The following is a 13,255-nucleotide window of genomic DNA, read 5'->3' as shown; positions in this document are numbered from 1 at the left end:
CCGGCGCAAAGCCCACCCGTGATGGCAAGGAGCGGAAGTCTTCTGCCCGCGCGGAAGCGGAAAGCCTGTTCAAGAAGCCATCCGCCCAGGCGGAAGCGCGCCGCAACGTCGTCAGGCATGCCGATTCCGAGGGCGAGTGGATCCGTTCGGATTCCCCGCGCGAAGAGGAAGGCGGTCGTGGACGTGGCGACGGCCCGCGCGGTGGAAAGAGCTTTGGAGATCGCGGCGGGAAATCCTTCGGTGACCGCCCGTTCCGTGACAAGCCACGTGAAGCGGGAGATCGCCCGCGTGGCGACGGTCCTCGCGGCGAGAAGAGCTTCGGAGATCGCCCCGCACGCGGTGGAAAACCGTTTGGCGACCGTCCGTTCCGTGACAAGCCACGTGAGGAGGGTGATCGCCCGCGCAGCGACCGCCCACGCGGCGAGAAGAGCTTCGGAGATCGCACAGCACGTGGTGAGAAACCTTTCGGTGACAAGCCAAGAGGCGCAAAACCGGGTGGAAAACCCGGCGGCAGGCCCTCATCGGGCAAGCCTTCTTTTGGAAAACCGGGTGAACGTGGCGAACGTTCGGGTTTTTCAGGCAAGGGCAAAGGCCCCGGTGGCGGTAGCGGCCCCGGCGGCGGCAAACCGGGCGGCAAAGGCCCGGGTGGCAAACCTTCTGGTGGCAGGGGAATGACACGTAATGCGGATCGTAGGCGGTGAGTTCCGCGGCCGAAATCTGGCCGCGCCGAAAACAAATTCCATTCGTCCGACAATCGACAGGACACGGGAAAGCCTCTTCAATATTCTAAGCCACGCCTATCCGGAAAGTCTTGACGGTACGCGCGTTCTGGACGTTTTTGCCGGAACGGGCGCGGTCGGGCTGGAGGCGCTTTCGCGTGGCTGTCGTGTGGCGCTCTTCGTCGAAAACGGCGTTGAGGGCAGGGGGCTGTTGTGGGAAAATATCGATGCGCTGGGGCTGCATGGGCGTGCCCGCATCCTGCGGCGTGACGCGACCAAGCTTGGCGGCGTCAACAATATCGAGCCCTTCGATCTACTGTTCGCCGATCCGCCCTATGGCCAGGGCCACGGGGAGAAGGCATTTGCTGCTGCCCATGCTGGCGGCTGGCTGGCACCCGGTGCGCTCGCCATTCTGGAAGAGCGCGGCGATGTTGTGGTCAATGTCGAGCCGGTGTTCAAACCGCTCGAAAGCCGCATCTTCGGTGACTCGAAAATGCACTTCTACCGCTACGAGCCCTAGAGCATTTCCAGCAAAAAACGGCCCCGGTTTCCGTGCGGAAATGCCGCAAAACAAAGAGTTAGAGTGTTTTCGCGATTTGAAGAAAAGCGAAAACGCTCTGACGGCAGCACTTCCCGTCACGTCACGGTCTTGTCTTGTTTGCCGAATAGGCAGAGGCTTTGCCGTGGAAAGGGTCTTGGGTATTTGGCATGGAGCAGGGTGTAAACGACAGCGTCACAATGGTTCACGCCGGGCAAGAGGCAATCGATGCCAGCCGCGAGATCGGTCATGAGCCGACATTCGGCCTGGCGCTCGGCGGCGGTGGCGCACGCGGCATCTGCCACATCAACGTCATCGAGGCATTCGACGAACTAGGCATTCGCCCGGTCGCGCTTTCCGGCTCCTCCATCGGCTCCATCATCGCAGCAGGCATGGCGGCCGGCATGAGCGGCAAGGAAATCCGCGAATATACGCTTGAACTCATGGGGCGGAAGGGTTCGGTCGCCAACCGTCTCTGGAGCCTTGGCCCCGCATCCATGCGCCATGCGGTCGATGGCTTTCGTCTTGGCCAGTTCAATCTCGAACTCATTCTGCACGCCTTGATGCCGCAGGCCCTGCCGAAGGATTTTTCCGAACTTGCCATTCCCCTGAAAGTGGTGACCACGGATTATTATGCGCAGACCGAAGTGGTGGTGGAAACCGGCGAGATCATTCAGGCGCTGGCGGCTTCTGCGGCTATTCCGGCTCTATTCATGCCGGTGCGCGTCAACGGCCGCATCATGATCGATGGCGGCATCTTCAATCCTGTGCCCTATGAGCATCTGATGGATCAGGCCGATATCATCGTCGGCATCGATGTGGTTGGAGGCCCTGAAGGTGATGGCACCACCATGCCGAACCGGCTGGACAGCCTGTTCGGCGCCAGTCAGCTGATGATGCAGGCGGCCATTGCCCTGAAACTCAGATTGCGCCCGCCGCATATTTTCCTGCGCCCACCGGTGCACCGTTTCGGCGTGCTGGATTTCCTCAAATCGGAAGAAGTTCTGAACGCTTCCGCCGGGATCAAGGATGATCTGAAACGGCAGATCGAAATGCAGGTGGAACTGTTCCATCGCGGGCAGGGCGTGGAGGCTTGAGCGGTACTCCTTGAGTATTCGCTATGGGCGAGCGCGTGCCGCTTAGTGGGTGACTGCTATTTCACCCTCGTCTTCGTCCTCTTCTTCCTCGCGCTTTTCCACCTTGTTCTTCGGCTTCATCAGTGGCTCGGGCTTCACTTCGCGCACCGGCTTGTTGTGCAGCATCTGCCTGCCGGCGGCGAGCCCTTCCACGGCCTGTAGCTGCAATCTCTCCTCGTCGCGCTCGCGTATGTCGTCGGAAATGGCAAGCGCCCTTTCGCCGTCCATGTCCAGCCCTTCCAGAATGCGGCGGCCAAACAGCAGGCCGGATTCCAGCGTCTCGCGGATTTCGTATTCCACGCCCTTTTTCCTGAGATCGAGGGAATGAATGCGGTCATAGGAGCGGGCATAGATGCGCACGCTTGGAAATTCCGACTGGATCATGTCGATGATGCGGTCGGTGACTTCCTTTTTATGGGTGCAGACCGCCACGAGATCGGCGCGCTCTATGCCAGCCGCGATCAACACGTCCTTGCGTGTACCATCGCCAAAAAAGATGCGGAAACCGAAGCGGGAAGCCTGACGTACACGATCGGCCGAACTGTCGATGACAGTCACGTCGCGCCCACCGGCAAGCAGGATTTGCGAGGCGATCTGGCCGAAGCGCGAAAAGCCGATCATCAGCACATCGGCGCCAGCCCCGTCAAAATCCTCGTCCAGCGTGTCCTCATCGGCATCCTCCGCCGTCAGCCGGCGAGAAACCACTGCCAGCAGCGGCGTCAGCGCCATGGAAAGCGTCACGATGGCGACAAGGATGGAAGCCGTCGCCTGCGGAAACAGGCGGGAGGCGGCGGCAGTGGAAAACAGCACGAAACCGAATTCGCCGCCCTGCGCCAGCAGCAGCGCGATACGGCTCGATGCATAACGGGATGAACCGGCGATGCGGCATAGCCCATAGATTACGGCCGCCTTCACAGCCATCATCGCCGGCACGGCGATCAGGATGAGAAGAATGTGCTCGTAGACGATGTTGATGTGCAGCGACATGCCGACAGCCATGAAGAACAGCGCCAGAAACAGCCCGCGAAACGGCTCGATATCGGCTTCCAGCTCGTGCCGATAAGAAGATTCCGACAGCATCAGCCCGGCCAGCAGCGCACCCATGCCCATCGAAAGCCCAACCGCCTCCATGATGGCGGCCGCACCGATGACGACGAAGAGGGCGGCGGCGATCATCACCTCCCGCGCACCCGTGCGGGCGATGATCTGGAACATCGGCGTCAGCAGATAACGCCCGGCCAACACCATGCCCGCCACCGCGACAACGGAGGCGACGAGATCGTAGGCCATCGAATCCGTTGGTACGTCCGGGCGGTTGGAAAGAATGGTCACAAGGGCGAGAAGCGGTACGATAGCGAGATCCTGAAACAGCAGGATCGAGAAGGAGCGGTTGCCATGCCGCGTATTCATGTCGCCATCGTCTTCAAGAATCTGTAACGCAAAGGCGGTGGAGGAGAGTGCAAGGCCGAAACCCGCAACGAGGCTGCCGCGCGCGTCGATCAGTCCGGCCCACCAGGCAATCAATGCCAGCACGCTGCCCGTCACCAGCACCTGCGCCAGCCCCAGCCCTAAAATATCGCGCCGCATCTGCCATATGCGCGATGGCTTGAGTTCGAGGCCGATGATGAAGAGCAGGAAAACCACGCCCAGTTCCGAGACGTTGAAGATATCTTTCGCGTCTGTCACCAGATGCAGGAACGGCCCGATGACGATGCCCGCCACCAGATAACCGAGCACGGTGCCAAGGCCGAGTTTGCGGAAAATCGACGCCGCGATGACAGCGCCGGCCAGAAGCAGCAAGGGTTCGGAAAAGAGAGCGTCGTGCTCGGTCATGCTGGCTGACTTTCGAATATGGTGGCGACAAAGCCTTGTCGATGGAGAAAGCGGCGTTTCGCCCTTGATGCGGGGTTGATGGCACAATAAATGGAACAGGAATGAAAGGCCAACTCATGTCCTCAGAAATAGATTCTTCCAAACTTCTCGATCGCGCCAGCGAGCTTGTCGATCTTGCCCGTGCTGCAGGCGCGGATGAGGCGGATGCCGTCGTCGTCCGCTCTCGGTCGCAATCGGTCGGCGTCCGGCTTGGCAAGGTGGAAAGTACCGAATCCTCCGAAAGCGATGATTTTTCGCTTCGCGTTTTCGTCGGGCGGCGGGTGGCGAGCGTTTCGGCCAATCCCGGCTTCGACCTGAAGACCCTGGCGGAACGGGCGGTGGCCATGGCGAAGGTTTCGCCGGAAGACCCCTTCGCCTGCCTGGCAGACAAGGAACGGCTCGCAACCTCCTACGACGATCTCGAGCTTTTCGATGCGACCGAGGTCTCTACAGATCAATTGCGTGAGGCAGCCCTCGCCTCGGAAGAGGCGGCGCTTGCCGTCAAGGGCGTCAGCAATTCCTCCGGTGCTGGCGCATCGAGCGGCATGGGCGGCCTCGTCCTTGCCACCTCGCACGGTTTTTCCGGCAGCTACATGGGCAGCCGTTTCAGCCGTTCCGTCAGTGTCATCGCCGGCGAGGGCACGAAGATGGAGCGCGACTACGATTTCGACAGCCGCCTCTATTACGCCGATCTGGATGCAGCCGAAGAGATCGGCCGCCGCGCCGGCGAAAAAGTCGTGCGGCGGGTCGGCCCGCGTCAGGTCGATACCGGCAGCAATATTACCGTGGTTTTTGATCCCCGCATCGCGCGCGGTTTCGTCGGCGCCATTGCCGGCGCGATCAATGGCGCTTCCGTTGCCCGCAAGACCAGCTTCCTGCGCGACAGGATGGGGCAGCAGGTTCTGAAAAAGGGCCTTTATCTGACGGACGATCCGCAGATCGTTCGTGGCCCCTCGTCGCGTCCTTTCGATGGCGAGGGTGTCCGGGGCGAGAAGATGACGATGATCGAGGACGGGGTGCTGAAGCATTGGTTCCTCTCTACCTCGGCAGCGCGTGAACTCGGCCTTGAAACCAACGGTCGCGGCGTGCGCGGTGGCACTTCGGTATCGCCGTCCTCAACCAATCTTGCGCTGGAGCCAGGCGATATTTCGCCGGAAGATCTGCTGAGGGACGTCGGAACCGGCTTTTACGTCACCGAATTGATTGGCCATGGCGCCAATATGCTCACCGGTGAATATAGCTGCGGTGCGAGCGGCTTCTGGATCGAGAATGGTGAAAAATCCTTCGCGGTTTCCGAGGTCACCATCGCTTCGAACCTGAAGGACATGTTCATGCGTGTCACGCCGGCTAACGATATCGACCGTAAATACGGTGTCGCAGCACCGACGCTTGCTATCGAAGGCATGACGATCGCGGGCAAGTGAGGCGACCTGCGGGTTGTTTTCGCCAGCACTTTGTGTGCAAGTGCGAAGGGAAAAACAGGCGCGCCGTATGAGGCGCGCGGAAAAGACGGCAAAATGAACGATATGGCTGAGGCCCGCTGGGCTTCCGATCTGAGGCTGGTCCTCGAAGCCGCACGCAAGGCGGGCGAGACGGCCCTCGGTTTCTTCCGCAAGGACCCCGAGGTCTGGTGGAAGAATGGCGGGCTTTCACCGGTCAGCGCGGCCGATTACGCGGCAAACGAAATTCTCGAAACCATCCTGCGTACCGCCCGGCCGGAATATGGCTGGCTGTCGGAAGAGACGGATGACGATACGACAAGGCTGGCCCGCTCCACCGTCTTCGTCATCGATCCCATCGACGGAACGCGCGCCTTCATCGGTGGGCGGGATACCTGGTGCGTCAGCGTCGCGGTGGTGCATGAGGGCCGACCCGTCGTTGCCGCCCTTGTTGCGCCTGCACTCGCAGAGGAATTCACCGCGCTTGAAGGCGGCGAAGCGCTGAAGAACGGCAAGCCGATTTCAGCCGCCCGCGAAAACACCGGCGTCTTCCATCTGGCCGCACCGGAAGACGTGATTACGCATCTGCCGGAAGTGGTGCGCAGCACCGTCAAGCGCATTCCGCATGTGCCCTCGCTCGCCTACCGGCTGGCGATGGTGGCGGATGGCCGCATCGATGGAACGCTGGTCAAGGCGAACTCGCACGAGTGGGATCTGGCCGCCGCAGACCTGATCCTCGAAAGGGCAGGCGGCAGTCTGGTCGGACTTGACGGAAAACCCCTGATGTACAATCGCCGCGAGGTAAACCACCCCGCATTGTGCGCTGCAGCAGAATATGCGCTTCCCGCGCTTTTGAAAGCGTTTTCACATCTGTCCGATGGTTGACGTTTGCCCGGAAATCCCGCAGATGAGGGGCTCTCAGAGCTTAAGAAAGAGACAAGACATGACGGAATCTGGCAAACAGAAACAGCTGCTGCACCTTGTGTTCGGCGGCGAACTGGAAAATCTTCAGGATGTTCAGTTCCGGGATTTGAATGCGCTCGATATCGTCGGCATCTATCCTGACTACGCTTCCGCGCTGACCGCGTGGAGATCCAAGGCGCAGATGACTGTTGATAACGCCCATATGCGTTATTTTATCGTGCATATGCACCGTCTTCTCAATCCCGACGATAAAAATTGAGTCCTTTTGCCCTTGCGTTGTAATACTATTGGGTGAAGGCGAGTTTTCCCGTGATTCCTGCCCGGAATGGCAGGCAGGAAATTCGGTTGCGAGAAAACGTGATCGCGCTTTTGTTTCCGATGATAAAAAATGACGCAATTTGAGAAGAAGTAGGCGGCGATAACAACAAAGAACAGGGGCAGGGCATTGCGCGGAATGATCAAGGGCAGAATGTCATGAGCAGCCGTATCGCACGTTTCGCTCTTTCCGGTTACAGGATTGCCGGTATCGCCGCTTATCCGTTTGCACGGCCTTATCTTTCCTATCGGGCCGCAAAGGGCAAGGAAGACAAGCGCCGCCGTCTGGAACGTTTCGGTTACGCCAGCGCGGAGCGCCCCCGTGGCCCGCTCGTCTGGTTCCATGCCGCAAGTGTCGGCGAAACGCTCGCCCTCATTCCGCTGATCCGCGAAATACGCAAGCGCGATATCTTCGTGCTTTTGACCACAGGCACCGTCACCTCGGCCGAGCTGACCCGTACCCGGCTTGGCGATGATGTGATCCACCAATATGTGCCGCTCGACATCAAGATCGCGGTCAACCGTTTCCTCGCCTACTGGGCACCGGATGCCGCCATCACCGCTGAATCGGAAATCTGGCCGGTGACGATGATGGAGCTGGAGCGCCGGCACATTCCGCAGATCCGGGTCAATGCGCGGCTCTCAGACCGTTCCTTCGACCGCTGGAACAACCGGCACGACATTGCGGAATCGCTGTTCTCCAAGCTGGCGCTGGTGGTTGCGCAATCCGATGTCGATGCCGAACGCTTCCGTGATCTCGGCTCCTGGCCGGTGGTGATATCCGGCAATCTCAAGGGAGATACGGATCCGCCGCCTTGCGACGAAGCTCTGCTCGAGCACTATCGCAGGCAGATCGGCCCCCGCAAGACATGGGCGGCGATCTCCACCTTCGACGGTGAAGAGAAGGCAGCAGCCACCGTGCATGCGGCGATCAAGTCGCGCAACGGTCAATTGACCATCATCGTGCCGCGCCACCCCGAGCGCGGCGACGACGTGGAAGCCATGCTGAAGGGCATGGGGTTGACCGTGGCGCGCAGAAGCCGCAACGATGTGATCACGCCGGAAACCGATATCTTCCTCGGGGATTCCATTGGCGAAATGGGGCTTTACCTGAGGCTCACCGAACTTGCTTTCGTCGGCCGTTCGCTGACGGCCGAGGGTGGGCAGAACCCGCTGGAGCCGGCAATGCTGGGCTGCGCCGTACTGTCAGGCGCGCATGTACAGAATTTCCGCGAGGCCTATCAGAAGCTGATCCGCGCCGGCGGCGGGCGCATCGTCCGCGATGTCGAGATGCTGGCCAAGGCGGTGCATTACCTCCTGGTCAACGACAATGAACGCTACAAGATGATCGATGCCGGCAACCGGGTCATTCAGGACATGCGCGGCGCGCTTTCCGCCACCGTCAAGGCGCTGGAGCCCTACATCAACCCGCTCACAGTCACCGCCAAGCTGCAGCCGCGGAGTGCCATCGGTTCATGGTAGCGGATATGGAGATTGATGCGACCCGATCGATTGCCGCAGTCCTTTTCGACAAGGACGGTACGCTGTTGGGTTATGACGCAAGCTGGGGGCCGGTGAACCGCGAACTTGCGGCGATTGCCGCCAAGGGCGATCCCGTTCTTGCGGACCAGCTTCTCGCCGCCTGCGGCATGGATCCGGTTACCGGGCATGTGGTGCCCGACAGTCTTTTGGCTGCCGGCAATACGGCGGAGATAGCTGCCGGTCTCGTCGCCGCCGGTTCGCCTTGCGATGTCGTGGAGTTGACTGCGCGGCTCGACCGGCTATTCACTGAAGCAGCGGATAAATCCGTGCCGGTCACCGATCTCAAGGCATTTTTCGCAAGGCTCAAGGCACGCGGCTACAAGCTTGGCATCGCCTCCAGCGACAACGAAAACTCCATCCGCCAGACGGCGATCCGTTTCGGTTTCGAAAGCGATGTCGATTTCGTCGCGGGTTATGACAGCGGTTACGGCACCAAGCCGCAACCCGGCATGGTTCTCGGTTTCTGCGACGCGATTGGTCTTGCGCCTGCGCGCGTGGCAGTGGTCGGCGACAATAATCACGATCTGCACATGGCAAGAAATGCCGGCGCAGGATTGCGCATTGCCGTTCTCACCGGAACCGGCTCGCGCGAAAGCCTTGGCGCCGACGCCCATTATTGTTTCGATGATATTACCGCGCTGGAAACCCTGCTTCCGGAACGCGTTGTTTAGGTCATGTCCCCGCAGTGCGCGCCACTTGTCGCACAAGATGGGAAGAGACAAGCTGCGCATGTATAGCCGGGTTTTGCAATTCAGGGTTTTTTCTGGCAAATACCCATGTGACTTATCGAATTTAAAGCGCAATGCCGTGGGTGATGCGGCCGGGAGCAGGCATATATGGTTTCTGAAGCGCCGCCTTTCTGGTGGCAGAAAGCAGGCTGGCAAGCCTGGCTGTTATCACCGTTTTCCCTTCTCTACGGCAATATTGCCGGCCGGCGGATGCGCACGGCAAAACGGGCGAGCGTTCCCGTTCCGGTCATCTGCATCGGCAACTTCACCGTAGGTGGTGCAGGAAAGACGCCGACCGCAATGGCAATCGCCCGAGCCGCCACCGCAAAGGGCCTGAAACCCGGCTTCCTGAGCCGTGGTTATGGCGGCACACTTGATGTCACGACCCTCGTAGATCCCGCGCAGCACCGCTCCGCTGATGTCGGCGATGAACCTCTGCTGCTTGCCCGCGAGGCGGTGACGGTCATCTCCCGCAAGCGGGTGGAAGGTGCACATCGGCTGGTGAAGGAGGGCGTGGATCTCATCATCATGGATGATGGCTTCCAGAGCGCACGCCTGACATTGGATTATGCGTTGGTCGTTATCGATACGGTGCGTGGCATCGGCAACGGCCATCTTGTGCCGGGCGGCCCGGTCCGGGCGCCGCTTGCCGAACAGATGCGGCATATGACCGGACTCTTGAAGGTCGGTAACGGCCATGCGGCCGATCCGCTGGTCAGAACCGCGGCAAAGGCCGCCAAACCGGTTTTCGTCGCGGCGATAAAGCCGCAGGAACCGCAGGATTTCAGGGGAAGGCGCGTGCTGGCCTATGCTGGTATCGCCGATCCCGCCAAGTTTTTCCGAACTGTCGAGGGGCTTGGTGGCGAAATCGTGCTGCAGCGCTCCTTTCCTGACCATCACCATTTCAGCGATGACGAGATCGCCGATCTTCTGCAGGACGCGGATAAGGAAAACTTGCAGCTGGTGACAACGGCCAAGGACGCCGTGCGTCTTAACGGGCACCATGGCCGTGCGGAAGAATTGCTGTGGAACAGCCTGGTGATCGAGGTCGACATGGTGTTCGACGATCCCAATGCGGCCACAACGATCATCGAGACGGCGGTGCGGAACTGCCGCGCCCGTTTGCTGCGGGAAAATGCGCGGACGTCATTCTAACAAATATACCAAGTATTTTGTGGTAGGCGCACCAAAATAAAGATTTATATTTCAGTGCGCTATGCCATACTCGTCTTAAGGGCATTCAGGCAAGCTTAGGAGGTTATTTGGTTGATCACCGTCTGATGTAGTTTTTAGATACTTGTTTCCATAAGCACTTTTGGCCACGACTACGTTGACCCTATCCCCTGCAGGACGTTCTACATAGAACGCGTAAGTTTTGTTCTCGATGCCTACGATTGCGTCGTTGAGCGTAAGTTTCCAGTTCTTACCGTCCGGGTTGACGCCGCCGACGCTTCTTATGCGTTCCCAAGCGCTGCTTCTGTCAGTTTTATTGATGCATCTAATTCTGGCAGTGATCATAACGAATCGTTCCTTTGCTCGTTGAACAAGAGAACTATCGCATACCTCAATTTTCGCGTGAATTAGTGTTTTCTATAATACCAGTGCTCGCGAAGCATATTCACTACATCGTCGCGTCTACACTATGCTGGCAAATTACCAGCCTTGCGCTCTGCCTCCAGTGAGGCGCTGGCATCCACATAGGCTTCCTGCCGGGCGACGCTCCAGTAGCGCAGCTCATCGACCGGAATGGTCTTGCCGGTGATGGCGCATATGACATGCGAGCCGGTCTGCACGATCCGGAAGTCACCGTCGAGATATTCGATGACGGCGATGCGGTTTCCGCCTCCCTCAAATCTGTTCATCCGTTTTCGTCTCCTGCTATGTCCTGTCAGTGCATCCAGCCCGAAACGGCGTAGCGTTCTCCTGAACAATCCGGATGCTCCAGTCCCTTGAATTTATATCGCTGAGCTACGCCCAAGGCCAGCCCTGCCTGCTGCCCCCGGGGTTAAGGCTCAGCTTCGGCCGAAGAGACGTTCTATATCGGAAAGTTTTAGCTCAATATAGGTCGGACGACCGTGATTGCACTGTCCTGAACCCGGCGTGTTTTCCATCTGCCTTAAAAGCGCGTTCATCTCCTCCGGCCGCATGCGCCGCCCTGAACGCACCGAGCCGTGGCAAGCCATGGTGGCGGCGACATATTCCAGCTTGTTGGCAAGCGTGGAGGCAGCGTCCCATTCAGCGATCTCGTCGGCAAGCTGCCGCACCAGCCCCTGCACGTTGACCTCGCCAAGCATCGCCGGCGTTTCGCGAACCGCGACCGCCCCCGGCCCGAAACGCTCGATGACCAGTCCCAGTGCATCGAAACCAGCCGCATGGTCCATCAGCCGGTCGCAATCCTCTTCGGGAAGGTCGATGATCTCAGGAATGAGCAGCACCTGTGAAGGCGGGCGTCTGGAATGCAGCGCATTGCGCATTTCCTCAAACACCAGCCGTTCATGCGCCGCATGCTGATCGACGATGACGAGGCCGTCTTCCGTCTGCGCGACGATGTAATTCTGGTGCAACTGCGCCCGCGCAGCGCCGAGCGGATATTGTGACGGTTCGAGCGACGGGCTTGCCGAGGCCTCGTAAACCTCGCGGGGTTCTGCCCGCGCGGTCGGCATGGTGATGTCGGAAAAGCGCGATTGCACGGCCTCGGCAAATTGCATGTTCCCGGAAATGGCAAGCGGTCGGGAAGGCGAGGCCGCGGCGGACCATGTCGCAGCGGCAGACGGTCGGAGATTGGACGGGCTGTAGCCGGGGCGAAAGGCGTTCATCATCTGGCTGGCACCAGTCGTCGCCGCCCTGTCACCGTCGCGGGTCAGCGCCTGGCGGATCGCACCGACGATCAGTCCGCGAACGAGGCCGGGATCGCGAAAGCGCACATCTGATTTCGCCGGATGCACGTTCACGTCGACAAAGGCGGGATCGAGCGTCAGGGACAGCACTGCGACCGGATATCGCCCGTGCGGTACGGTTTCGGCATAGGCACCGCGAATGGCGGACAACAGCAATTTGTCCTGCACCGGGCGACCGTTGACGAAGACATATTGATGCGCCGAGTTGCCGCGGTTGAAGGTCGGCACGCCGGCAAAACCGGAGAGCGTTACATCCTCGCGCCCGGCATCGATTTCGATGGCGTTGTCCTTGAACTCGGCACCGAGAATCTGCGCCATGCGGGCAAGATGATCGTCGCCGGTGGAGGGGATTTCAAGTGTGGAGCGGTCGGTGCCTGACAGCACGAAGCGGATATGCGGAAAGGCAATTGCCATCCGCTTGACGACTTCGGTAATGGCGGCTGCCTCCGCTCGCTCCGTTTTCAGGAATTTCAGCCGTGCGGGCGTCGCGAAAAACAGGTCGCGCACCTCGACGATGGTGCCGGCATTGGCAGCGGCGGGCCGGACCTCGGAGACTTTGCCGCCGGTGACGGAGATCACCGAACCCTGTTCTGCGCCGTGTTGCCGGCTGGTGATGGAAAGCTTGGCAACCGAGCCGATGGAGGGCAGGGCCTCGCCGCGAAAGCCAAGCGTGCGGATATCGTCAAGCGTGGTGGATATTTTCGAGGTGCAATGGCGTCGGACCGCAAGCTCCAGATCGGCAGGCGACATGCCGGAGCCGTTATCGGTGATGCGCACCAGTCCCTTGCCACCGCCCGCCGTGGCGATTTCGATGCGCGTTGCGCCCGCGTCGATGGCGTTTTCCACCAGCTCCTTCGTGGCGCTGGAGGGTCTTTCTATGACCTCGCCGGCGGCGATCTGGTTGATGAGGGTTTCTGAAAGCTGCTTGATGGCCATGATCGTCATTTTCGCGGATTCGTCACGGCTTCGAAAGCAAAAAACTCAAGTCGTGAAAGTTTGCACATGTTTTGCGGCCTGCCCGGCGTTTGATCATTTCCGTTCAACGTCAGGTTAAGCGTTAATCCGCCTTTAATCGGCCTTGCATATGGTGAGGCGGCTTGAAATGACTGCAGGAACGAGGCCCCCCGTCGCCGGGTGGTGTGACG

12 protein-coding genes and 1 pseudogene are annotated in these 13,255 nt (G+C 59.9%); 9 read left to right on the top strand and 4 right to left on the bottom strand.

Annotated features, from left to right (window positions below; translation table 11 throughout):
- From GH784_RS16525 to GH784_RS16515, 3 genes and pseudogenes are all read left to right on the top strand, one after another.
- Positions 1-701, top strand: a pseudogene (locus GH784_RS16525) (pseudouridine synthase); the annotation flags it as partial.
- Complete coding sequence (gene rsmD, locus GH784_RS16520) at positions 682-1,239, top strand: 16S rRNA (guanine(966)-N(2))-methyltransferase RsmD (protein WP_004432183.1); 558 nt, start codon at positions 682-684, stop codon at positions 1,237-1,239. The pseudogene GH784_RS16525 and the gene rsmD, both read left to right, overlap by 20 nt.
- A gap of 188 nt (positions 1,240-1,427) precedes the next feature.
- Complete coding sequence (locus GH784_RS16515) at positions 1,428-2,354, top strand: patatin-like phospholipase family protein (RefSeq protein WP_065702803.1); 927 nt, start codon at positions 1,428-1,430, stop codon at positions 2,352-2,354.
- Between the two features lie 42 nt (positions 2,355-2,396).
- On the opposite strand, the gene GH784_RS16510 is transcribed toward GH784_RS16515, so the two are convergent.
- Positions 2,397-4,226 (bottom strand): monovalent cation:proton antiporter-2 (CPA2) family protein, encoded by a 1,830-nt coding sequence (locus GH784_RS16510; protein ID WP_004432178.1) that lies wholly within the window; start codon positions 4,224-4,226, stop codon positions 2,397-2,399.
- A 116-nt stretch (positions 4,227-4,342) separates the two neighbouring features.
- Here GH784_RS16510 and GH784_RS16505 point away from each other — a divergent pair, with 116 nt between their 5' ends.
- The 6 genes from GH784_RS16505 (at position 4,343) to lpxK (ending at position 10,368) form a co-directional block, all read left to right on the top strand.
- Positions 4,343-5,689, top strand: coding sequence for a TldD/PmbA family protein (locus tag GH784_RS16505; RefSeq protein ID WP_004432174.1), 1,347 nt, complete (start codon positions 4,343-4,345; stop codon positions 5,687-5,689).
- A gap of 93 nt (positions 5,690-5,782) precedes the next feature.
- The gene (locus GH784_RS16500) at positions 5,783-6,589 is read left to right on the top strand and encodes a 3'(2'),5'-bisphosphate nucleotidase CysQ (protein ID WP_065702801.1); all 807 of its coding nucleotides are present in this window, start codon (positions 5,783-5,785) and stop codon (positions 6,587-6,589) included.
- Positions 6,590-6,647: 58 nt separating this feature from the next.
- Positions 6,648-6,887 carry a DUF4170 domain-containing protein gene (locus tag GH784_RS16495; protein WP_019564234.1) on the top strand — a complete coding sequence of 80 codons (240 nt, stop codon included), beginning with the start codon at positions 6,648-6,650 and terminating at the stop codon, positions 6,885-6,887.
- Between the two features lie 215 nt (positions 6,888-7,102).
- Entirely contained in the window at positions 7,103-8,425 is a 1,323-nt protein-coding gene (gene waaA / locus GH784_RS16490; protein WP_013635565.1) for a lipid IV(A) 3-deoxy-D-manno-octulosonic acid transferase, read from the top strand.
- Positions 8,419-9,156, top strand: a complete 738-nt coding sequence (locus GH784_RS16485) for an HAD family hydrolase (protein ID WP_065702799.1) — start codon at positions 8,419-8,421, stop codon at positions 9,154-9,156. Before waaA ends, GH784_RS16485 begins: the two co-directional genes overlap by 7 nt.
- A gap of 165 nt (positions 9,157-9,321) precedes the next feature.
- Positions 9,322-10,368 carry a tetraacyldisaccharide 4'-kinase gene (gene lpxK / locus GH784_RS16480; RefSeq protein ID WP_065702798.1) on the top strand — a complete coding sequence of 349 codons (1,047 nt, stop codon included), beginning with the start codon at positions 9,322-9,324 and terminating at the stop codon, positions 10,366-10,368.
- Between the two features lie 75 nt (positions 10,369-10,443).
- On the opposite strand, the gene GH784_RS16475 is transcribed toward lpxK, so the two are convergent.
- From GH784_RS16475 to mutL, 3 genes are all read right to left on the bottom strand, one after another.
- Positions 10,444-10,731 (bottom strand): DUF3892 domain-containing protein, encoded by a 288-nt coding sequence (locus tag GH784_RS16475; RefSeq protein WP_025592606.1) that lies wholly within the window; start codon positions 10,729-10,731, stop codon positions 10,444-10,446.
- Between the two features lie 122 nt (positions 10,732-10,853).
- Positions 10,854-11,075: a DUF2093 domain-containing protein gene (locus GH784_RS16470; RefSeq protein ID WP_003519053.1), complete on the bottom strand. Its 222-nt coding sequence runs from the start codon at positions 11,073-11,075 to the stop codon at positions 10,854-10,856.
- Between the two features lie 150 nt (positions 11,076-11,225).
- On the bottom strand, positions 11,226-13,046 hold the full coding sequence (gene mutL, locus GH784_RS16465) for a DNA mismatch repair endonuclease MutL (protein WP_065702796.1): 1,821 nt from the start codon (positions 13,044-13,046) through the stop codon (positions 11,226-11,228).
- Positions 13,047-13,255 lie beyond the last annotated feature (209 nt).

Source organism: Agrobacterium tumefaciens, from assembly GCF_009649785.1.
GTDB classification, from domain to species: Bacteria; Pseudomonadota; Alphaproteobacteria; order Rhizobiales; family Rhizobiaceae; genus Agrobacterium; species Agrobacterium tumefaciens.
This window is presented reverse-complemented; position numbering and strand designations above follow the sequence as displayed.